21 protein-coding genes are annotated in these 18,862 nt (G+C 56.8%); 10 read left to right on the top strand and 11 right to left on the bottom strand.

What is annotated here, in order from left to right; translation table 11 throughout:
* Positions 1-64 precede the first annotated feature (64 nt).
* The 6 genes from PGH32_RS00435 to PGH32_RS00460 form a co-directional block, all read right to left on the bottom strand.
* Positions 65-730, bottom strand: coding sequence for an ABC transporter ATP-binding protein (locus PGH32_RS00435; protein WP_337892892.1), 666 nt, complete (start codon positions 728-730; stop codon positions 65-67).
* Entirely contained in the window at positions 723-1,571 is an 849-nt protein-coding gene (locus PGH32_RS00440; protein WP_314418724.1) for an ABC transporter ATP-binding protein, read from the bottom strand. Before PGH32_RS00440 ends, PGH32_RS00435 begins: the two co-directional genes overlap by 8 nt.
* Positions 1,561-2,412, bottom strand: a complete 852-nt coding sequence (locus tag PGH32_RS00445; protein WP_337892893.1) for an ABC transporter permease — start codon at positions 2,410-2,412, stop codon at positions 1,561-1,563. Before PGH32_RS00445 ends, PGH32_RS00440 begins: the two co-directional genes overlap by 11 nt.
* Complete coding sequence (locus PGH32_RS00450; protein ID WP_314418719.1) at positions 2,409-3,476, bottom strand: ABC transporter permease; 1,068 nt, start codon at positions 3,474-3,476, stop codon at positions 2,409-2,411. The genes PGH32_RS00445 and PGH32_RS00450 overlap by 4 nt, the downstream gene beginning before the upstream one ends.
* Complete coding sequence (locus tag PGH32_RS00455) at positions 3,476-5,044, bottom strand: ABC transporter substrate-binding protein (protein ID WP_337892894.1); 1,569 nt, start codon at positions 5,042-5,044, stop codon at positions 3,476-3,478. Before PGH32_RS00455 ends, PGH32_RS00450 begins: the two co-directional genes overlap by 1 nt.
* 142 nt (positions 5,045-5,186) lie before the next feature.
* Complete coding sequence (locus PGH32_RS00460; protein ID WP_314418715.1) at positions 5,187-5,843, bottom strand: CPBP family intramembrane glutamic endopeptidase; 657 nt, start codon at positions 5,841-5,843, stop codon at positions 5,187-5,189.
* Positions 5,844-6,272: 429 nt separating this feature from the next.
* Between PGH32_RS00460 and PGH32_RS00465 the strand changes: the two genes are divergently transcribed.
* The gene (locus PGH32_RS00465; protein WP_314418714.1) at positions 6,273-6,569 is read left to right on the top strand and encodes an I78 family peptidase inhibitor; all 297 of its coding nucleotides are present in this window, start codon (positions 6,273-6,275) and stop codon (positions 6,567-6,569) included.
* 27 nt (positions 6,570-6,596) lie between these two features.
* On the opposite strand, the gene PGH32_RS00470 is transcribed toward PGH32_RS00465, so the two are convergent.
* The 3 genes from PGH32_RS00470 to PGH32_RS00480 all read right to left on the bottom strand — a co-directional run bounded on the left by PGH32_RS00470 (position 6,597) and on the right by PGH32_RS00480 (position 8,570).
* Positions 6,597-7,130 carry a redoxin domain-containing protein gene (locus PGH32_RS00470; RefSeq protein ID WP_337892895.1) on the bottom strand — a complete coding sequence of 178 codons (534 nt, stop codon included), beginning with the start codon at positions 7,128-7,130 and terminating at the stop codon, positions 6,597-6,599.
* A 281-nt stretch (positions 7,131-7,411) separates the two neighbouring features.
* Positions 7,412-7,657 (bottom strand): biofilm development regulator YmgB/AriR family protein, encoded by a 246-nt coding sequence (locus PGH32_RS00475; protein WP_314418710.1) that lies wholly within the window; start codon positions 7,655-7,657, stop codon positions 7,412-7,414.
* A 238-nt stretch (positions 7,658-7,895) separates the two neighbouring features.
* A complete protein-coding gene (locus PGH32_RS00480) occupies positions 7,896-8,570 on the bottom strand; it encodes a MarC family NAAT transporter (protein WP_337892896.1) in 675 nt (224 codons plus the stop codon).
* A 427-nt stretch (positions 8,571-8,997) separates the two neighbouring features.
* On the opposite strand from PGH32_RS00480, the gene cspE reads away from it, so the two are divergent.
* Both cspE and PGH32_RS00490 read left to right on the top strand, forming a co-directional pair.
* On the top strand, positions 8,998-9,210 hold the full coding sequence (cspE, locus tag PGH32_RS00485) for a transcription antiterminator/RNA stability regulator CspE (protein ID WP_012442280.1): 213 nt from the start codon (positions 8,998-9,000) through the stop codon (positions 9,208-9,210).
* A 302-nt stretch (positions 9,211-9,512) separates the two neighbouring features.
* Positions 9,513-10,733, top strand: coding sequence for a multidrug efflux MFS transporter (locus PGH32_RS00490; protein WP_314418704.1), 1,221 nt, complete (start codon positions 9,513-9,515; stop codon positions 10,731-10,733).
* Here the strand turns inward: PGH32_RS00490 and PGH32_RS00495 are convergent.
* Positions 10,722-13,802 carry a beta-galactosidase gene (locus PGH32_RS00495; protein WP_337892897.1) on the bottom strand — a complete coding sequence of 1,027 codons (3,081 nt, stop codon included), beginning with the start codon at positions 13,800-13,802 and terminating at the stop codon, positions 10,722-10,724. The two genes, PGH32_RS00490 and PGH32_RS00495, sit on opposite strands and share 12 nt — an antisense overlap.
* Before the next feature lie 297 nt (positions 13,803-14,099).
* Here PGH32_RS00495 and PGH32_RS00500 point away from each other — a divergent pair, with 297 nt between their 5' ends.
* The 4 genes from PGH32_RS00500 (at position 14,100) to PGH32_RS00515 (ending at position 16,165) form a co-directional block, all read left to right on the top strand.
* A complete protein-coding gene (locus PGH32_RS00500; protein WP_337892898.1) occupies positions 14,100-14,270 on the top strand; it encodes a hypothetical protein in 171 nt (56 codons plus the stop codon).
* Between the two features lie 217 nt (positions 14,271-14,487).
* Positions 14,488-14,748, top strand: coding sequence for an anti-adapter protein IraP (gene iraP / locus PGH32_RS00505; protein ID WP_314418699.1), 261 nt, complete (start codon positions 14,488-14,490; stop codon positions 14,746-14,748).
* A 157-nt stretch (positions 14,749-14,905) separates the two neighbouring features.
* The gene (locus PGH32_RS00510) at positions 14,906-15,205 is read left to right on the top strand and encodes a PsiF family protein (RefSeq protein ID WP_443112757.1); all 300 of its coding nucleotides are present in this window, start codon (positions 14,906-14,908) and stop codon (positions 15,203-15,205) included.
* A gap of 228 nt (positions 15,206-15,433) precedes the next feature.
* Positions 15,434-16,165: an aspartyl/asparaginyl beta-hydroxylase domain-containing protein gene (locus tag PGH32_RS00515; protein WP_337892900.1), complete on the top strand. Its 732-nt coding sequence runs from the start codon at positions 15,434-15,436 to the stop codon at positions 16,163-16,165.
* A 58-nt stretch (positions 16,166-16,223) separates the two neighbouring features.
* Here PGH32_RS00515 and proC read toward each other — a convergent pair whose 3' ends face one another.
* Positions 16,224-17,033, bottom strand: a complete 810-nt coding sequence (proC, locus tag PGH32_RS00520) for a pyrroline-5-carboxylate reductase (RefSeq protein WP_314418692.1) — start codon at positions 17,031-17,033, stop codon at positions 16,224-16,226.
* Between the two features lie 207 nt (positions 17,034-17,240).
* Between proC and PGH32_RS00525 the strand changes: the two genes are divergently transcribed.
* From PGH32_RS00525 to PGH32_RS00535, 3 genes are all read left to right on the top strand, one after another.
* Complete coding sequence (locus PGH32_RS00525) at positions 17,241-17,696, top strand: YaiI/YqxD family protein (RefSeq protein WP_314418690.1); 456 nt, start codon at positions 17,241-17,243, stop codon at positions 17,694-17,696.
* A 198-nt stretch (positions 17,697-17,894) separates the two neighbouring features.
* Positions 17,895-18,419, top strand: coding sequence for a shikimate kinase AroL (aroL, locus tag PGH32_RS00530; protein ID WP_314418688.1), 525 nt, complete (start codon positions 17,895-17,897; stop codon positions 18,417-18,419).
* Positions 18,420-18,575: 156 nt separating this feature from the next.
* Positions 18,576-18,767, top strand: a complete 192-nt coding sequence (locus tag PGH32_RS00535; RefSeq protein WP_314418685.1) for a YaiA family protein — start codon at positions 18,576-18,578, stop codon at positions 18,765-18,767.
* Positions 18,768-18,862: the final 95 nt, after the last annotated feature.

The following is an 18,862-nucleotide window of genomic DNA, read 5'->3' on the forward strand; positions in this document are numbered from 1 at the left end:
GACGCAACAGAAATGCCGGATCTGACTATGGTTAGCTGATTAAGATAATTGGCGGATCAACGGCTTAACCAACGATCCGCCCCTTATCCATCCTGACTGCGCGATCGCACATATGATCGATCACATCCGGATCGTGACTGACCAGCACCATGGTCAGGTTATCCTGCTGCTTAAGCTGGTTGAGCAGATTCAGGATCTCGGCCTGTACCGACATGTCCAGCGCGGAGGTTGGCTCGTCCAGCAGCAGGATCTTCGGCTGCAGCAGCAGCGCGCGAACAATTGCCACACGCTGGCGCTGCCCGCCGGAGAGCTGGTGCGGGTAGCGATCGGCCATCGCCGGATCCAGCCCGACGTGGCGGAAACCGTCATTGATGCGATCGTCGATGTTATCGGCTTTCAGCAGCTTCAGCGGTTCGGCCAGCGTACGGCGCAGGCGATGGCGCGGGTGCAGCGAGGCGTAGGGATCCTGAAATACCATCTGCACCTCGCGGCGCAGCAGACCGGTAAAGGCTTTGCCCGGCTCGGCCTGATGACCAGCCAGCCGCATCGTACCCTGCCAGTGCGGGTTCAGCCCGGCCATCACCCACAGCAGCGAGGATTTACCGCAGCCGGAAGGGCCAACCAGGCCAAAACATTCACCGGCACTGACCGACAGCGTCACATCCTCCACCACCGTGCGCAGCTCGTAGCCCTGGCGGTGAGCCACGCTGAGCTGATTTAATTCAATCATGTTTGCCTCCGCCAGTCAGCGCGGCGCGATCCAGTACCGGCAGCGGTTTACCGTGAGTGGATTTATTGGGCCGGCACGACCACAGCGTCCGGGTGTAGGGATGCGTGGCGTGCGGGAGATCGGCGGCGGGCAGGGTGTCGAGAATATCGCCCTGATACATCACCATGACCCGCTCGCAGTGTTCGGAAACCTGCTGTAAATCGTGGCTGATCAGCAGCAGGCCCATGTTGCGATCTTCCACCAGCTGACGGATCAGCCCCAGCACCTGATCGCGCATCGCGTGATCGAGCGCGGAGGTCGGTTCATCGGCAATCAGGAAACGGGGTTCAGCGATCAGCGCCATCGCCAGCATCACGCGCTGGCCCATTCCGCCGGAAAGCTGGTGTGGATAACGTTCCATCAGCTGCGCGGGCTGCGGCAGTCCGACCGCCGCGAGGATGTCGCACACTTTTTCTTTGATCTCGCTGCGGCTGAAGCGGCCGTGCAGTTTCAGCGGTTCCGCCACCTGCCAGCCAATGGTGCGCATTGGATTAAGCGCATACTTGGGATCCTGCATCACCATGCCCAACTGGCTGCCGCGCAGCTGGCTCCAGCGGCGTTCGCTCAGCGTCAGCGCATCTTCCCCGGCAATATTCAGCGTGCGTGCCTGCAGGCGCAGGGAAGGGGAGAGCAGGCCCATCAGGCTGCGGGCGGTCAGTGACTTGCCGGAGCCGGACTCGCCGACCAGTGCCACGCGTTCGCGACCAAGGGTGAAGCTGATATTTTTTACCAGCGCCGCGCCGCCAGGGGCGGAAATCGTCAGCCCCTCCGCCACAATCGGCGCATCAGCATTAGTTGCCATTACGGGTATCCAGTCGATCGCGCAGGCCGTCGCCTGTCAGGTTAAAGGCCAGGCTGGCAAACAGAATCGCACCGCCGGGAACGGCAGCGACCCACCACTGGTCGAAAATCACTTTACTGCCTTCGGCGACCATTGAGCCCCATTCCGCCGTCGGCGGCTGAATACCCATGCCGAGGAAGCCCAGGCCGGCGGCAGAGAGAATAATCCCGCCCAGGCTCAGGGCCGCGCGGACCACGGCGGTCGGCAGGCACAGCGGCAGAATATGGCCGAACATCAGACGCAGGCCGTTAATGCCCTGCATCCGCGCCGCCGCCAGATAGTCACTGCGGCGCAGCGCCAGGGTTTCCGCACGCGCCTGGCGGGCAAACGGCGGCCAGCTGGTCAGCGCCAGCGCCAGCGCGCCGTTCATCAAACCCGGCCCCATCATCGCCACCAGCGCCAGCGCAATCACCAGGTTCGGCAGCGAGAGGAAAATATCGGTAATACGCATCAGCACGCGCTCGCTCCAGCCGCCGAGGTAGCCGGCGCTGATGCCGATTAACATCCCCACCGGGATGGTCAGCACCAGAATCAGCGACACCAGCAGCAGCGTCGGGCGGGCACCGTAAATCACGCGTGAAAGCAGATCGCGGCCAAAGCCGTCGGTGCCCAGCCAGTGGCTGGCCGAAGGCGGCATCAGTCGCACCGACATTTCCTGCGCGTTCGGATCGAAGGGGGCCAGCAGCGGGGCGAACAGGGCGGCGAAAATCAGTATCCCGACCAGCGTCAGGCCAACGGTCAGCGTGATGTTCCGCCGTTTTTTAATCGGTTTTAGCGTTTCGGAATCAAGAGCCTGCGTCATCGTGTCCTCGGATCGGTCAGGTAGGTGAGCGCATCGGCCAGCGCGTTGATGACGATAAAGCAGCCGCCAATCAGCAGGGTCGAGCCGAGGATTGCGGGCGTATCGGAGGCAAACAGCGCGGTGGTCATATAGCGACCCACGCCCGGCCAGGCAAACACGGTCTCCGTCAGCACCGATCCTTCCAGCAGCGTGGCGTAGGAGAGCGCCAGTACGGTAATCAGCGTGCCGCGCACGTTAGGGAAGATATGCAGCAGCAGAATGCGGCCCCGGCTGGCGCCTTTCGCCCGCGCCAGGGTGACGTACTCTTTGCTGTTCTCTTCCAGCAGCGCGGCGCGCAGCAGACGGGTAATGGTTGCCATCGACAGCAGGCCCAGTACCACCACCGGCAGCCACAGGTGTGCAATGGCGTTGCGGAACATGTCCGGATCGCCGGAAAGCAGGCTGTCGATCAGCACCAGCCCGGTTTTCGGCTCCAGCGTGTAGATCCAGATATCATCCAGCCGTCCCGGCCCTGCCGACCAGTGCAACGTCGCGTAGAACAGCAGCAGGCCGAGCAGGCCCAGCCAGAATACCGGCACCGAATAGCCCAGCAGTGAGATCAGCCGCGCGACGTTATCCAGCAGGCTGCCCGGTTTCCAGGCCGCCAGCAGCGCCAGAGCGATGCCAAACACCGCGCCGAAAATCATTGCGCAGGTGGCCAGTTCAATCGTGGCCGGGAAGGTGCGAAGCAGGTCGCTGGCTACCGGCTGATTGGTAATACTGGAGATGCCGAGATCGCCGCGAACCAGGTGTTCCAGATAGTGCCAGAACTGCAGCGGCAGCGGCTGATCCAGGCCAAGATCGCGGCGCACCTGAGCATAGGTGGATTCACTGGCGTGATCGCCGGCGATCTGCAGCACCGGATCGACCGGAGAAAGATGGGATAAACCGAAGGTAAACACCAGCAGGCCGAGCAGCGTCACCATCAGCGAAATCAGGACGCTGAGGGCGCCGCTGCTGCGGCGCCAGAACAGCCGTGTACCGGTTTGACGCGGTACACGATCTTGGGCAGCAGGTGCCGCCATTATTTACTGACCTGGCTGTAGTAAACCATGTCCGGGTTAATTCCCTGCACGTAGCCTTTCAGGTTATCGCGCAGGGCGACAAGGTTACGCGCCTGCAGGCCGACCACGTAAGGTGAATTCTGCTGAATTTCACGCTGCATTTTGTGGTACAGCTCAACGCGCTTCGCCGGGTCGCTTTCGGCGGTAGCCGCCAGCGTCTGCTTGCTCAGCTCAGGGATATGCCAGTTGGAGCGCCACGCCAGCGTTTTGCTGCCGTCTTCCGGGTTATAGGCAAAGGCGGCGGCGTTGGTGTTCGGGTCGAAGTAGTCCGCGCCCCAGGCGTTCAGCGTCGCTTCATACTGATGCGCTTTCACTCGGGTGGCGACTTCCGAGCTGATGCCCGGCAGAACCTCAACCTTCACACCGCCTTTGGCAAAGCTGGCCTGCAGCGCCTGAGCAATATCCAGGTACGGCGGCTGGTTGCTGACCGACAGCTTAAAGCTGACGTTTTTCAGCCCGGCTTTTGACAGAATGGCCTTCGCTTTTTCCGGGTCATAGGTGAACGGGTTGTCGTTCAGCGCGCCGAGGAAGCCTTCCGGCAGGAACGACTGGTGAACCTGGAACTGGCCTTTCAACAGATCGTTGGCGATGCCTTTATAGTCAAACAGATAGCGGGAAGCTTCCCACAGTGCCGGATTTTTCAGTACCGGATTGGCATCGATATTGAACTGCACGTAGTACAGCGAGGCCATCGGAACCGCGAGGGTTTTCACGCCCGCTTTGTCCTTTAGCGAGGCGATCTGATCGGCACCCAGGTTACGCGCGATATCGGCGTCGCCCTGTTCCAGCAGCAGGCGGCGTGCGGCCGGTTCCGGCACGTTTTTAATCAGCACGTTTTTCAGCTTGGGTGCGCCCGCCGGAGAGCCTGGGTTGGCGCTCAGCAGCACCACTTCATGCGGAATGTATTTGCGGATCTGATAAGGGCCGCTGCCCGCAGAGTGCTGGGCCAGCCACTTATTACCGAAGTCGCCGTTCTTGACGTTGGCCGACACGGTTTTCTCATCCACGATGGAGGAGACCGGCGCGGCCAGCAGGCTCAGCACGTAGGTCGGGCTGACGTCCGCCGTCCAGCTCAGCTCAACGTGTTTATCGTCGATTTTTTTAAGATGCGAGTCGACGTTATCTTTGGTCCAGCCCAGCTGCGCCAGAATGAATGACGGATCGAGGTTCAGCTTAATCACCCGGGAAAGCGAGAAGATCACGTCTTCCGGGCGCAACGGGTTGCCGGATGAGAAGGTGGCCCCATCGCGCAGGGTGAAGGTCATGCTGCGATTGTCGCTGCCGGGCTTCCATTCGGTAGCCAGCGTCGGCTTCAGGTCGGTCGGATTTTGCGGATCGGACTGTACCAGACGCTGATAAAGGTTGGTAAATGCCTGCACGGAGGTGAGTTCGAAGCCGTCTGCCGGATCGAAGCTGTTAGCGTCATCAATCGACTGCGCGATCACCAGCGTGTCTTTAGGGGTAGCTGCCGTTGCGGCAAAGGATGCCGCCAGCGCCAGTGCAATAACTGAGGGGACTGTAAATTTCATGACGTTTCCTTGCCTTACATTTTTTCGCGAGTGTAAGTGAACAACGGATAAGAGCAATAGTAGATTATTCGCTATCGATATGCGCGAAAGTTATAAGGAGAGCCGAAAGGTTATAACCTTTACTTTTGTGCAACCGATGATGCTAGCGGCTGAAGGTCAGCCACAGCCAGGGCGCAACGCCAAGCAGGTTATTAAGCATATGCAGGAAAATGGGTAACTTCAAACCGCCCGACACCAGCCGTGCGGCGCAGAGCAGCAGCGAAAGGGCAACCAGCGCGATCAGGGTTTGCAGGTGGGCGTACTGGGTATGGATCGCAGCAAAAGCAAGGGAGGTCAGCACCGAGCAGGCAACCCGCTGGCGCGGAGCCCACAGTAAAAAGCCCTGCATTAAATAGCCGCGAAACAGGATCTCTTCGTAAACCGGTGCCAGCAGAACCACCGCCAGCGCGAACAGAATCGAGCTGGTGGCATTACCGCTAAACTGCCCCCCCGTCCAGCTCTCGCGCTGCATGTAAAAAGCCTGACTCACCAGCAGCAGAATCAGCAGCACGCTGAACACCATGACCTGGCGAGGAAAGAGTTTACCCACGTGAATATCGCCGTAGTGGCGCATATACCAGCGGAATAGCGGGATCAGAACGGCAAATTCCAGCGAGCAGAGTACCGGCATCAGCAGGCCGCTGCTGACCAGCATGGCATGGTTGGGCAGATATCTCACCAGCAGGGTAATCGCATACCAGATAATCAACATCCCGGCGCAGAGCAGGGTTTGGGACACTCTGTCGGGAGCGGTATTCATGGCAACAACCTGTCACGGAAGGTTTTTTTCGATGTTAACAAGTGTTACGGACACTGTCGAGTTCGGGAAACACCGGGGCAGAAGAGGGGGCAAGCGCCGCAGGGAAACTCGCCTACCGTAGCGAAGGGGTCACGTGAGCAATTGCCCCGGAAAAAGCTCCGGGGCCGGGAGGACGTTAGCGGACTCTCACCGCAACCAGCGTCATGATGACGGCAAAGGTGACAAAGATGGCCAGTTCCATAAGAATCTCCTCTTTGGGAAAACTCCTAAAATTATAACTGAAATCTGGTTGTTTTATGAACGATGCGTGCGCAGGGCGGCTAAACGCGTCGGTTAGCCAAAGGCTCATTTACCTGCGCATTATGGCGTTAATCTGTTAATCTTTAACTCAATTTGCCGATTATCTACGCGAAAAGAGGAGCAGGAACAGTGAAGAATTATGGAAAAATAGCGTTCGTTGCGGCGTTGATGGCGCTGGCGGGCTGCCAGTCATCTGGTCATAAAAATGCGGCGACCGCGGCGGTGGATCCTGAAATGGATCGCTGCGGTGCATCGGAGTTACAGCAGTACGTTGGCAAACCGCTCAGCGCGCTGGAAACGCTGCGTTTCGAAAAGCCGGTGCGTGCAATCCCTTACAACTCCGCAGTGACGATGGACTTTAACCTGAATCGCATTAACTTCCTGGGCGACCAGCAGGGCAACATTACTAAAGTCTACTGCGGTTAACCGACGCTGGCTGGTCGCACTGACCAGTCAGTACTGCCATTTTCTGACCCACCACAGGCGCAGCAGCACGCCGGTGTTGCTGGTCCAACCGCTGGTGGTGCTCACCACTTCGCCTTTAGCCACAACGATCAGCGTCGGTTTGGTAGTCACCTGCCACTGTGCGGCAAGGCTACCGTCGCTGTCGTTGACCACCGGCAGAGAAAAATGATGCCCGTTAAGGTAGCGCACCACGCTGATGTCATTTCCCGACCTGCTGGCAACGGTCAGCACGTTGGTTCGCTTATCGTTAAGCCCGATCATCAGTGGGATGGTGTCGTGACAGGCCGCGCACCAGCGGTCCCAGAACAGCACCAGCAGCGGCATCTTTTCGCTGAGTTCCGCGAGGGTGAGATCCCGGCCGTCGATGGTATGCAGCGACTGGCTGGCAAAATCAGCGGGCAGTTCCGGGGCGCGAATACCGTCGATCAGACGGATAAACAGAATAAGGGATAAAAGAGGTAACAGCAGGTAGAGACCGACTTTTTTAAAGCGGTTAATAAGTACGTTGTACCAGTTGTTCATTTTCCGTCTCCAGCCTGCTTCCGGCGCCTATCTTAATGACGCTATGCCGAATAACAATCGTTTGCCGTGTAAACATTCGTATAGGGAATATTTCCCTGGCCGGCAGGCTGGTTTGTGCTGTCATCATCCTGCAACGCGCTGATGACAGTATCTGGCTGCACACAATGTGACTTCCTCGTCACTCCAGATATGCAATGCTCGTCTTTAACCCGCCCTGTGCGGGTTTTTTTTCAGGCAAACCCGTCAGTGAAGGACGGATCTGATGCCCGCGCAGCGCGTGTTTATTTGCTGCCGTTGAAAATTTGCGTCAGCAGATTGCGGTATCCCTGCAGCACGGCTTCATCGGCTTCCCCCTCAAGGCGGGCAATCACGCTGGCTATAATGGCCTCGTTGCTGGGCGGCTTTCCGCTTTGCATCAGCTCCATCATAATAGCTTCCAGCAGCTCGCTTTCTCTGGGCGCCTGAAAAGCCGGGCTGTTAAAATAGTCGGTAATTGCGCGGCCTGCGCCCTGAACGTGATAAGCCATGATAAACCTCCACAGACGCGTCCATCAAAGGTCTGAGCGCCTTCAATGGAATGTTAACCGTTGTTGTGAATACGAGAGGGTGGGCCAGGATTGTCCGCTCCCGCTACCTGAAAAAAGACGACCGGACATTCTGTAAACTGTAGATGTGCAGTGGTGGAATGCCAGTAACACTACGAAATATTTTTAAGCACCCTGAAAAACCTTCCGGGCGGCGTTTCCGCCCGGAATACGGTGGGATTTAAGCACCGTGATAGTTAGCGATGACTTCAAGTGTGCCGTTAATCATAAACTGCACGCCCATACACACCAGCAGGAAACCCATCAGGCGCGAGATGGCTTCAATGCCGCCTTTTCCTACCAGGCGCATAATCGCACCCGAGCTTCGCAGGCAGCCCCACAGGATCAGGCTGACGGCTAAAAAGCACAGTACGGGAGCAACGGTAATAATCCAGGGGGCAAAAGGGGTGCCGCTGTGGATGGTTGAGGCGGTGGAGATAATCATCGCAATCGTACCCGGCCCGGCGGTGCTGGGCATTGCCAGCGGAACGAAAGCGATATTGACGCTTTTGTTCCGCTCGCTCATCTCATCCAGTTTGTGCTCGGCTTCCATGGAATGCCCGGCCTCCTGCTGTGGGAAGAGCATGCGGAAACCGATAAACGCCACGATCAATCCCCCGGCAATACGCAAGCCGGGAATCGAAATGCCAAAGGTATCCATCACCACATTGCCGGCATAGTAGGCGACGGTCATGATAATAAACACGTAAACGGACGCCTGTAGCGACTGGCGGTTGCGTTCCTGATAATTCATATCGCCCGCCAGCCCTAAAAACAGAGCGACGGTCGTCAGTGGGTTGGCCAGCGGTAAAAGCACGACCAGTCCGAGGCCCACGGCCTTAAACAGCTCTAACATCCCGTATTATCCTCTTAGAACAGCGGTTTAGTTATGAAGAGTGCACAATTATCTTTTGATACATGAAGCGTACAGTAAGCCTGAAAATTCGCGTTGGCAAAAAATGACCTGGCGCAATAAAAACGGTCTTTGAGCAATAGTGTAAAACAACGCGTAAAGACTGATAATTATAATTGCATATAAATCATGCTGTTGGGTGTTATCAGGCTTTTTTATTTTTTTCCCCCTTGTACTGGGCGCGGGGTTATGAGTAAATGACGGCGTTGGTTTTGAAACAGACCCACGTATGCGAGCAATTTTAGTAAAGCAGTCTGCAGTTAAAGCGTTACACAGCTTATTCTGACTTCCTTCTTGAGTGCCTCATAGTAATCCCCTGTTTAAAAACCTTGTGCCCCTGTGGCTTACTACATAATTGAAGGAAAGACTCATGTCTAACAAAATGACTGGTTTGGTAAAATGGTTCAACGCTGAGAAAGGTTTCGGCTTCATCTCCCCAACCGACGGCAGCAAAGACGTTTTCGTACACTTCTCTGCAATTCAGAACGGCGGCTTCAAGACGCTGGAAGAAGGCCAGAAAGTAGAGTTCACTATCGAAAACGGCCAGAAAGGCCCAGCAGCTGCTAACGTAACTGCGCTGTAAGATAGTCACTCTTTTCCTCAGCTCGGCGTTTAACGTCTGAGATGATGAAAGTTAAAAAACCCGCTTCGGCGGGTTTTTTGCGTTTGGCTGGCAGCATTTGAAGCACACGTGAAGCATTTGAAGCACACGTGAAGATACCTGACCGTTTGCTCTCCCTGTTCCGCAGAATACGCGTGCCCCTTTGCTATGGTTAGTAGAAAATTCTGAAGTGATGTTCTTCACCTCATTTGCCCGCACGCCCTTGCCGACAGTTGTTACACTGGTCGCTCGTCATATCGTTAAAAGGCCGCAAGCGCTGTCCGATGGAATCCTGGAAGGTTAATTTAATCTCTGTCTGGTTTGGCTGCCTGTTTACCGGGCTGGCTATCAGTCAGATTATCCCATTTCTCCCGCTTTATGTTGAACAGCTTGGCGTCACTGACCCCGAATCACTCACGCTCTGGTCAGGGCTGATTTTCAGCATCACCTTCCTGGTTTCTGCGATTGTTTCGCCGATGTGGGGTAGCCTCGCCGATCGTAAAGGGCGCAAGCTGATGCTGCTGCGCGCTTCGCTCGGCATGGGCGTGGTGATCCTGCTGCAGGCTTTTGTCACCAACGTCTGGCAGCTGCTGGCGCTGCGTGCGCTGATGGGGCTGACCTCTGGCTACATTCCTAACGCGATGGCGCTGGTAGCGGCGCAGGTCCCGCGGGAGCGCAGCGGGTGGGCCATGAGCATGGTTTCTACGGCGCAAATCTGCGGGGTGATCATGGGACCGCTGATGGGCGGGCTGCTGGCGGACTGGATCGGACTGCGGGCGGTCTTTATCATCACCTCCGGGCTGCTGTTGATAAGCTTCCTGATTACGCTGTTCCTGATTAAAGAGAGTGGCGTGATACGGGTTAAGAAAGAAGACAATCTCAGCGGGAGCATGGTGTTCCGCACCCTGCCGTGGCCAACGCTGACGATCAGCCTGTTTTTCACTACGCTGGTTATCCAGCTATGCAACGGGTCAATCAGCCCGATCCTGACGCTGTTCGTGCGTGAACTGGAGCCGAACGTACAGAATATTGCTTTTCTCAGCGGCGTGGTGGCGGCGATCCCCGGCGTGTCGGCGCTGCTCTCCGCGCCTTCTCTCGGCAAACTCGGCGACCGCATCGGTGCGCAGCGTATTCTGTTTGCTTCGCTGATCTTTTCCATATTGCTGTTTGTCTGCATGTCGTGGGCCAGCAGTGCGCTTGAGCTGGGTATCCTGCGCTTCCTGCTGGGGTTTGCCGACGGCGCGATGATGCCTGCGGTGCAAACCCTGCTGCTGCGCTACTGCAGCGACCGGGTGACGGGCAGAATTTTTGGCTATAACCAGTCGTTTATGTATCTCGGCAACGTGGTCGGGCCGCTGATGGGGTCGGCTATTTCAGCCGTCGGGGGCTTCCGCTGGGTATTCGCCGCTACCGCAGTCGTGGTGTTGGTGAATACCGTTCAGCTGATCTGGATTTACCGCCGCCCGCGCGGAGACCGCGCGGGGGAAGTGGCTTCAGGAAAGTGACAGCGTTAACTGGTATTGATACTGCCGGGCAGAGAGCAGGAAGTCTGGGCTGACGCTCGGGCTCCAGGAATCGTCACCGCCCACGCCCATATGATAACCGTCGAGGATCATCCAGCATCCCGGCTCATCACGCAGCAGGTGGCGATGTGACGTATCGCGAAGCTGTTCCACGCTGTGCCGACTCAGTGAGAAGTGGAAGTCACCCTCCACCTTCAGCCCGCCGTATTCCAGCACGCGCGTGCCGCCACGTAGCCCGTTTTCTCCCGGGAAAACGTAAGGCGTACTCAGCTCGGCCAGCGGCAGCTGCCAGCGTGAGAATTCCGCGGCCAGCCTGCGGTCCGGGTAATTTTCATGCGGTCCCAGTCCGAGCCATTCGGCGTGCTCTGCGATTTCAGCCAGCTGGCAGCGCAGGCCGATGCGTGCTGGTTCCGGCTGACCGGCGGCAATCTCCACCTCAACGTCGATTTTAACTTTGCCCTCGCCGTCGAAAAGGTAGCGCTTGCGGCTGATAAAGCGCGTTTCTCCCCCTGACTGCCAGGCGTGAACGCTGCTAATCTGCACGCCGTCGCTCAGTTCATCCGCCTGCAGGCTCAGCAGCACCGGCTCAAGCTGGTTGTAACCGGCTCGACGCCAGCGTTCTACCCAGGCATGGGGATCGACGCGGGTGACCTCACTGATGCCGATATCGTTATCCAGCGGCGCACGTACAAACAGATCGGAAAGCGGGGTGAGCAGCTGCGGTTGGTCGCCACGCAGCCACTGCGTCAGCTCGCCGCTGCTGCGGTCGAACTGCCAGCGCTGCACGCCGTGCTGCACGTCGAGCCGCTGCCCGGTCGTGGTCAGCCCTGGACGGGCGCGACTCTGCTGCGGCTGCGGCAGCGAGAGCGCGGCAGGCAGACGCCAGCCGTCCCATGCCACGCGATACCCTGCAGGCGACCACGCGGTGGCGGCGGGCTGTATCACTTCGACCCGCAGCCACAGTTCTCCGGCCCGCGCGGGCAGGGCACCCAGCGCCAGGCTGAGGCTCTGTTCTGCACCCAGGTCCAGAACCTGTTCGCCGCCGGCGATCCGCTGCCCCTGATGCTCAATATGCCAGCGCAGAATTTCGTTATCGCTGCGGCGGAACAGATATTCACTGGTCACTTGCAGAGTCAGCGGGTCATAGCTTTCCACGGCAAACTGGAAGAACTGCTGGGCGCGCTGGGCCTCATACAGCGAAGGGTGTGGGGTACGATCGGCAAAGACCAGACCGTTCATGCAGAACTGGCGGTCGTTCGGCGTATCGCCAAAGTCGCCGCCGTAGGCCTGCCAGCTGCTGCCGTCCGCCTCATGGCGCGTCAGGCTTTGATCGACCCAGTCCCAGACGAATCCCCCCTGCAGACGCGGAAACTGACGGAACGCCGCCCAGTAGCGGTCAAACCCGCCAAGGCTGTTGCCCATCGCGTGGGCATACTCACAGAGGATCAGCGGGCGCTGTTCTTCCGGCATGCCGATCCATTTTTTCAGTGACCACTTGGGCACGGCTTCAAAGGGCTGATCCTGATCTACCCTGGCATACATCGGGCAGATAATATCGGTGGCTGCGGAGTTGGCCCCGCCGCCTTCATACTGCACCGGGCGGCTGGGATCGTGGCTTTTCACCCAGCGATAGAGGGCGTCGTGCGTGCTGCCATGGCCGGATTCGTTGCCGAGTGACCAGATAATAATGCAGGCGTGATTACGATCGCGCTGCACCATTCGCGTAACGCGCTCGCTGAAGGCGTTAAACCACTGCGGGTCGTCGGACAGACGGTTCATCGGCTGCATGCCGTGAGTTTCGATATTCGCTTCATCGACCACATACAGTCCGAAGCGATCGCACAGGCGATACCACAGGGCGTGATTAGGATAGTGCGAGCAGCGAACGGCGTTAAAGTTGTGCTGTTTCATCAGCATGATGTCGCGGATCATCGTCGCTTCATCCATCACCTGGCCGCGATCGGGATGATGTTCATGGCGGTTAGTGCCGCGGATCAGCAGCGGCCTGCCATTGAGCTTCAGCAGCCCGCCTTCCACCACGACCTGGCGGAAACCAACGTCATACGCTTCGCTCTCGACCGGTGAACCGCTGGCATCAAGCAGCGTAACGACCACCCGGTAAAGATGTGGCGTTTCCGCGCTCCACAGCCGCGGTTCTGGCACATTGATGCTGAGCAGCGTGCGGTCGGTATAGCGGCCGCGCTCATCGATAACTGCGCTACCCAGTGGCTGGCAGCGTTCCGCTAGCGGAATGTCACCCTGCCACAGCGCCACGTGAATCTGGTGGTCCCCGGCATCCTGTGCCGAGCAGACCGCCAGGACCCGCAGTTCAGCGCTGTGAAACTCTGCGCTCAGGCGGGTTTCGATCTGCACATCCTGCAGGCGGATAGCGGGCTTATGCAGCAGGCTGACGTCGCGGAAAATACCGCTCATCCGCCACATATCCTGATCTTCCAGATAGCTGCCGTCGCACCAGCGCAGCACCATTACCGCAATGCGGTTCGCGCCGTTTTGCAGCACCGCACTGAGATCGAATTCCGCCGGTAACCGGCTGTCCTGCGAATAGCCGATAAACGTGCCGTTGCACCATAAATAAAAGGCGGAATTGACGCCGTCGAAGACGATGCGCGTTTGCCCGCTTTGCAGCCAGTCGGCCGAACAGTCAAATGTGAGCGAGTAACAGCCGGTAGGGTTGTCGGCAGGGACATACGGCGGATTGACCGGAATAGGGTACTGAACATTGGTATAGATTGGCGCATCATAGCCGGAAAGCTGCCAGTTTGACGGCACCGTGGCCGGGTCCGCGCTGCTCAGATCGGTTTCCACCCAGCTTTCAGGAACGGCTTCCGGGCGGTTGAAGTAGCTGAATTTCCACTCACCGTTTAGCGATCGGATCGACGGGCTGGGCAGATCCTGTCGCGCATCTTCCTGGTTTCGCCAGCTGGCAAACGGAGGATGGCTGGGTAAGCGGTTGATCTGGGTAACGGCTGGGTTCTCCCAGTAGCGAAGGGAGACAAGCTGTTGCAGGGACAGTGAATCGCGGTCGGTCATGATTAAAACCTCATCAATGTTATGCGCTCACATTGGCGTGAATTCCTGCGGTTGTAAAGCGATTATCCCAGGTATTGCGAGGCAGATCGCGACAATTGAGCACGGTAAAAGCCGGCGGCTCTTCCTTCCAGAGCAGGGTTGTGTGCGGAAATTGGCAGGAATTTGTTAAGCACGGTTACGGCGCGTTAAAAGCCCCGCTAACCGGATTATTCTGCATTGTGGGCGGGTCAGGCGGCGCTTACTATCGCCGGAGAAATGAGGAGGGCGTCCTCATATTGTGACCCGTGAGGTTTTAACATGATTCGTATTCTTAAGGCGGCGAGTATCGTCGCGCTGGTGGCCGCGCTCAGTGGATGCCTGTTCCCACCTCCGGGCGGCGGCGGTGGCGGCGGTTGGGGTGGCGGCGGTGGTGGATGGGGCGGCGGCGGCGGCGGCCCGCATCGCGGTTTTAGCGACTCAGGCCGATAATCACACCGGACCCCGAAAGCCACAGGTATTTTCGGGGTCCGTGCTGTACCGTTTGTTTCACGTTTTACCCGCTTTATATTACAGCGAAACGTTTCGAAGTCTAAACGCGGTCATTTGCTCTTTTTCAGTGCATAAGTAACGAAAATATAAAGCGATTGCTGTTTTCTTTTATTAAAACCAATGTTACCGTCTTGCTTTACCTTGCTGAGACAGTCGCATGAAAAATCTCATTGCAGAATTACTGATCAGGCTTGCCGAAAAAGAAACGGAATCCAAAGAGCTGGTTGCCCAGGTTGAAGCATTAGAGATTGTCGTAACGGCACTGTTACGCAAAACCGATGCGGAGCAGCTGCGCCAAATTAATGAAAGTATCAACTCTGCAATCCAGACGGCTTCACCCGGGGCACAAGAGCACCCGGAAGATCTCTCGCTGCTTGAAAGCTATATTCAGCGTTTGCTGAATCATCCCCGCCAGTAATCCTGTCAGAAAGCATTGGCACTGTCGCCAGCGACGGCGGCAGTGACTCTGCCGCTGTGATGCCGGATGCAAAAAAATTTAATTTCCTCGCCGATTTGCCAGCCCGTGCCACACTTTATGGCGTGGTTAAAACAATATGGGAAGGGAAAAGATGAAAATGAAGATAGCAATGGCGGTACTGCTGCTTGCAAGCACTGCGGCAGGTTACGCGGGTGCAGCAGAGAAAACCGAACAGCAGCAGAAAATGACGGTGTGTAATCAGCATGCCGGAGAGAAAGGGCTTAAAGGTGATGAACGTAAAACCTTTATGAGCAACTGCCTGAAAAAAGATGCGAAAGCCGAAGGGTTGACTCCGCAGCAGATGAAAATGAAAACCTGTAACGCTGACGCAAGCCAAAAAGAACTTAAAGGCGATGCGCGTAAAACCTTTATGAGCAGCTGCCTGAAAAAAAGCTGAGTAACGCATTCTTTGTCAACGCTTTCTAATGCAGCGGCCGGCAAGGCCGCTTAATTAAACCTGTCTTAAACCAGCCGCACTTTGTCATTCCCTGTACCTTATTTTGGCACTGGCGGATTATTTTTTCCTGCGTTTGCTGTTTAACATTCCCCGCTTCGCATTCTTTCCCACACGACGCAGGCCTTCCGCCTGAAGGACGATGTGGGTTGTACCAACAGGGGTTGTTTTATGGTGGCTTTAATTATTCTCAGTATCTTTGCGATCGCCGTGATATATGCACACTCACGCGGCGTTGAAAAACAAAAGTTCTCTCGTCAGCTGTTTGACCACTCAACCTTTATGGCACCGGTAAATATGTTTATGACCGGTTTTTCAACGCTGCCGGCAAAACAGCCCTATTTTGATCCTGCTGAATTTCCCGAGCTGCAGCAAATTACCGACAACTGGCAGGCGATTCGTGATGAGGCATTGCAATTACAGGATCATATTAAAGCCTCGAATAATCATCAGGACGCCGGGTTCAACACCTTCTTCAAGCGGGGATGGAAGGGCCTGATGACGCCAAACGACGATCGTTGCTTTATTGAGGTGGACAGGCAGCGCCACAGCTGGCGGGATGGTGAGGCGGTGCTGTTCGACGAAACCTATGTGCACTGGGCGCAAAACGACACCGGGCGGACGCGTATTATCCTGTTCTGCGACATTGAACGCCCGATGAAATGGCGCTGGGCGCAGGCGGTGAATCACTGGGTGGGATCAACGCTGCTGTCGGCCGCCAGTTCGCCGAATGATGAAAACGACCGGGTAGGCGGGATCAACCGCATTTTTAAATACGTCAACAGCCTGCGTGATGCCGGGCAGCGGCTGAAAAAACGTAACCGTAAACTCTACTACTGGGTGAAGCATTCTCTGATTGTATTACTATTTGCAATCGTGATTGTCCCCAGCGTAATTCTGTAGTGCAGATAAAAAACGGCGAACCGTGTCGCCGTTTTTTTTGAAAGCAGCAGTTTCACTACTATGAATGGCTCATCCGGTCCGATTTCGCCATGCACTGCTGCATTGCTTCAATCACCGCCGCGCGAAAACCCTTCTCTTCCAGTACCCTGACCGCTTCAATCGTGGTGCCGCCGGGGGAACAGACCATATCCTTCAGCTCGCCCGGATGTTTACCCGTCTCCAGCACCATCTGTGCGGAGCCTTTCACCGCCTGGGCCGCAAAACGGTAGGCCTGTGCACGCGGCATGCCGCCCAGCACAGCCGCATCCGCCATGGCTTCAATAAACATAAACACATAGGCCGGAGCGGAACCACTCACGCCAACAACGGAGTGGATCAGGTATTCAGGCACCAGTTCGGCTTTGCCGAAGCCGTTAAAGATGTCGACGACTTCACTGGCCTCCTCGTGCGAGACCAGCACGTTTGGCGTCACGGAGGTCATCCCTTCGTTAACCAGCGAGGGGGTATTCGGCATCACGCGGATAATTTTCCTGTCGTGGCCTAACACCTCGGCCAGCGAGTCCAGCGTAACCCCGGCGGCGATTGACACCACCACGCTGTCTTTATTCAGGCTGCTGGCAACGTCCTTAAGCACGCTGAGGATGACGTTAGGCTTTACCGCGCCAAACAGAATATCGGCCTGTACGGCGACTTGTTCCGCGCTTTCGGCCGGGGTAATCCCATACTGCTCCTGCATCATCTTATTGGTTGCCGGCTTGCGGTCGTAAACCCAGATGTTTTCAGGCGTGACCTGCCCGGCCGCAACCAGGCCCGCAATGATGGCTTTCGACATATTGCCGCAGCCAATAAAACCGATTTTCTTGTCCACCGTATTCTCCCTGCGAGTTCTGTAAAACTGTTTAGACCTGTACCCTCCCTCCACCTTAGCGCAGCTTTAACCCGGCTTAAACCTGAAAGGCGATTTTGACAGGTACAGTACACGCTAATTGATTGCCCTGAGCAGATTAAGTTTGCCATTCGGCAAAAGAATGGGAAGATCGCTCTTAATATCAATGAGCAAAGAAAGGAAGGGGTGATGCCGATTTGGGTTGATGCCGATGCGTGTCCGAAAGTGATCAAAGAGGTACTGTACCGCGCGGCGGATCGTGAGCAGATGATGGTGACGCTGGTGGCGAATCAGTCGCTTAGCGTACCGCCATCGCGTTTCCTGCGAACGCTGCGGGTGGCCCCGGGTTTTGACGTGGCCGACAATGAAATTGTCCAGCGCGTTGAGGCGGGCGATCTGGTGATCACTGCGGATATTCCACTGGCGGCCGAGGTGATGGAAAAAGGGGCGGTGGCATTAAATCCGCGCGGAGAGCGCTACAGCGAAGCGACGATTCGTGAACGGCTGACGATGCGTGACTTCATGGATACGATGCGGGCCAGCGGCGTGCAGACCGGCGGTCCTTCAACGCTGAACCAGCGCGACAGGCAGGCGTTCGCCAACGAACTGGACAAATGGTTGCAGCAGCAGAAACGGGCTAAATAGCGCTGATGTAATTAATTTTTTACACCTAAATAATTTTTAAAATCAATTTGTTAATCTGTTTTGCTCATAACCGGGCTGTAAATAAATCGTTACTGGTGGCCCTTGCGGAAAATGTTCGGTATTATGCCCGTCATCGTTCATTATTCCGCTTCGTTGCTCGCTGTTATCGGGCTGAGTTCGCTAAAGGAAAGTCCTGTTATGTCATCACCCATTTATCTCATCGGCGCTCGCGGCTGCGGGAAAACCACCGTTGGCCAGGCTTTGGCTGCGGCACTGGGTTATGACTTTTGCGATACCGATTATTTTCTGCTGCAGGACAGCGGTAAGACCGTCGCGGAAATCGTTGAGCAAGAGGGCTGGCCGGGGTTTCGCCGCCGTGAATCCGCTGCCCTGATCGCCGTCACCGAACCCGGTAAAGTGATTGCCACCGGCGGAGGCATGGTGCTGGCTGAAGAGAATCGTCAGTTTATGCAGGACAACGGGCACGTCGTTTATCTTAACGCGCCGGCCGAAGTGCTGGCCGCGAGGCTGGAAGCCTTTCCTGATAACGCGCAGCGCCCGACGCTGACCGGTCGACCGATCGCTGAGGAGATGGCCGAGGTGCTTGCGGCCCGCGATCTGCTCTACCGCGAGGCGGCGCATCATATCGTTGATGCGATGCAAACCCCGGATGCCGTTGTCCAGCAGATCGTCAACGCACTCTCGCTGGCCCGCGCCAGCTGATTCGGCCTGCCGGCCAGAAGTACGGATAATTCTGCTTCTCCCTCCTCACGGCGATAAGCCGCTGATAATGTCTATAATTAAGTCAGGTCCGGATACGGATCTGAATTCGTAGCACTCTCAGCGACTCAGATTGCTAACCCCAGGAGGGAATGTAATATGCCAGGCAAACCACCTTATCCACGACACGCCTCTGTTGTCCCGGTGAACAAGGGCGCTCCCGATAACACCGTTATCTGGTACGAACTGCGTGCCGATCATCCCAGGCCCGACACGCTGATCAGTGAGCATGAAACCGAGCAGGAAGCGCTGGATGCTAAAGCGCGCTATGAAGATCGTTCCAAAGAGTAAGTACGGGGCAGGGATGCCGCATGACGTTTTCTTCATACTGCCTTTTCGACCCGGGGAGTATTTTCTACCCTGTTGTCGGCCAGGCAGCATAACTG

Origin of the sequence: Erwinia sp. SLM-02 (assembly GCF_037450285.1) — a bacterium.
Lineage (GTDB): Bacteria > Pseudomonadota > Gammaproteobacteria > Enterobacterales > Enterobacteriaceae > Erwinia.

What these genes read in the sequence shown, in the direction of transcription:
- PGH32_RS00435 (WP_337892892.1), bottom strand. Translation starts at nt 730, where the DNA reads ATGATTGAATTAAATCAGCTCAGCGTGGCTCACCGCCAGGGCTACGAG.
- PGH32_RS00440 (WP_314418724.1), bottom strand. Translation starts at nt 1,571, where the DNA reads ATGGCAACTAATGCTGATGCGCCGATTGTGGCGGAGGGGCTGACGATT.
- PGH32_RS00445 (WP_337892893.1), bottom strand. Translation starts at nt 2,412, where the DNA reads ATGACGCAGGCTCTTGATTCCGAAACGCTAAAACCGATTAAAAAACGG.
- PGH32_RS00450 (WP_314418719.1), bottom strand. Translation starts at nt 3,476, where the DNA reads ATGGCGGCACCTGCTGCCCAAGATCGTGTACCGCGTCAAACCGGTACA.
- PGH32_RS00455 (WP_337892894.1), bottom strand. Translation starts at nt 5,044, where the DNA reads ATGAAATTTACAGTCCCCTCAGTTATTGCACTGGCGCTGGCGGCATCC.
- PGH32_RS00460 (WP_314418715.1), bottom strand. Translation starts at nt 5,843, where the DNA reads ATGAATACCGCTCCCGACAGAGTGTCCCAAACCCTGCTCTGCGCCGGG.
- PGH32_RS00470 (WP_337892895.1), bottom strand. Translation starts at nt 7,130, where the DNA reads ATGAACAACTGGTACAACGTACTTATTAACCGCTTTAAAAAAGTCGGT.
- PGH32_RS00475 (WP_314418710.1), bottom strand. Translation starts at nt 7,657, where the DNA reads ATGGCTTATCACGTTCAGGGCGCAGGCCGCGCAATTACCGACTATTTT.
- PGH32_RS00480 (WP_337892896.1), bottom strand. Translation starts at nt 8,570, where the DNA reads ATGTTAGAGCTGTTTAAGGCCGTGGGCCTCGGACTGGTCGTGCTTTTA.
- cspE (WP_012442280.1), top strand. Translation starts at nt 8,998, where the DNA reads ATGTCTAACAAAATGACTGGTTTGGTAAAATGGTTCAACGCTGAGAAA.
- PGH32_RS00490 (WP_314418704.1), top strand. Translation starts at nt 9,513, where the DNA reads ATGGAATCCTGGAAGGTTAATTTAATCTCTGTCTGGTTTGGCTGCCTG.
- PGH32_RS00495 (WP_337892897.1), bottom strand. Translation starts at nt 13,802, where the DNA reads ATGACCGACCGCGATTCACTGTCCCTGCAACAGCTTGTCTCCCTTCGC.
- PGH32_RS00500 (WP_337892898.1), top strand. Translation starts at nt 14,100, where the DNA reads ATGATTCGTATTCTTAAGGCGGCGAGTATCGTCGCGCTGGTGGCCGCG.
- iraP (WP_314418699.1), top strand. Translation starts at nt 14,488, where the DNA reads ATGAAAAATCTCATTGCAGAATTACTGATCAGGCTTGCCGAAAAAGAA.
- PGH32_RS00510 (WP_443112757.1), top strand. Translation starts at nt 14,906, where the DNA reads ATGAAGATAGCAATGGCGGTACTGCTGCTTGCAAGCACTGCGGCAGGT.
- PGH32_RS00515 (WP_337892900.1), top strand. Translation starts at nt 15,434, where the DNA reads ATGGTGGCTTTAATTATTCTCAGTATCTTTGCGATCGCCGTGATATAT.
- PGH32_RS00525 (WP_314418690.1), top strand. Translation starts at nt 17,241, where the DNA reads ATGCCGATTTGGGTTGATGCCGATGCGTGTCCGAAAGTGATCAAAGAG.
- aroL (WP_314418688.1), top strand. Translation starts at nt 17,895, where the DNA reads ATGTCATCACCCATTTATCTCATCGGCGCTCGCGGCTGCGGGAAAACC.
- PGH32_RS00535 (WP_314418685.1), top strand. Translation starts at nt 18,576, where the DNA reads ATGCCAGGCAAACCACCTTATCCACGACACGCCTCTGTTGTCCCGGTG.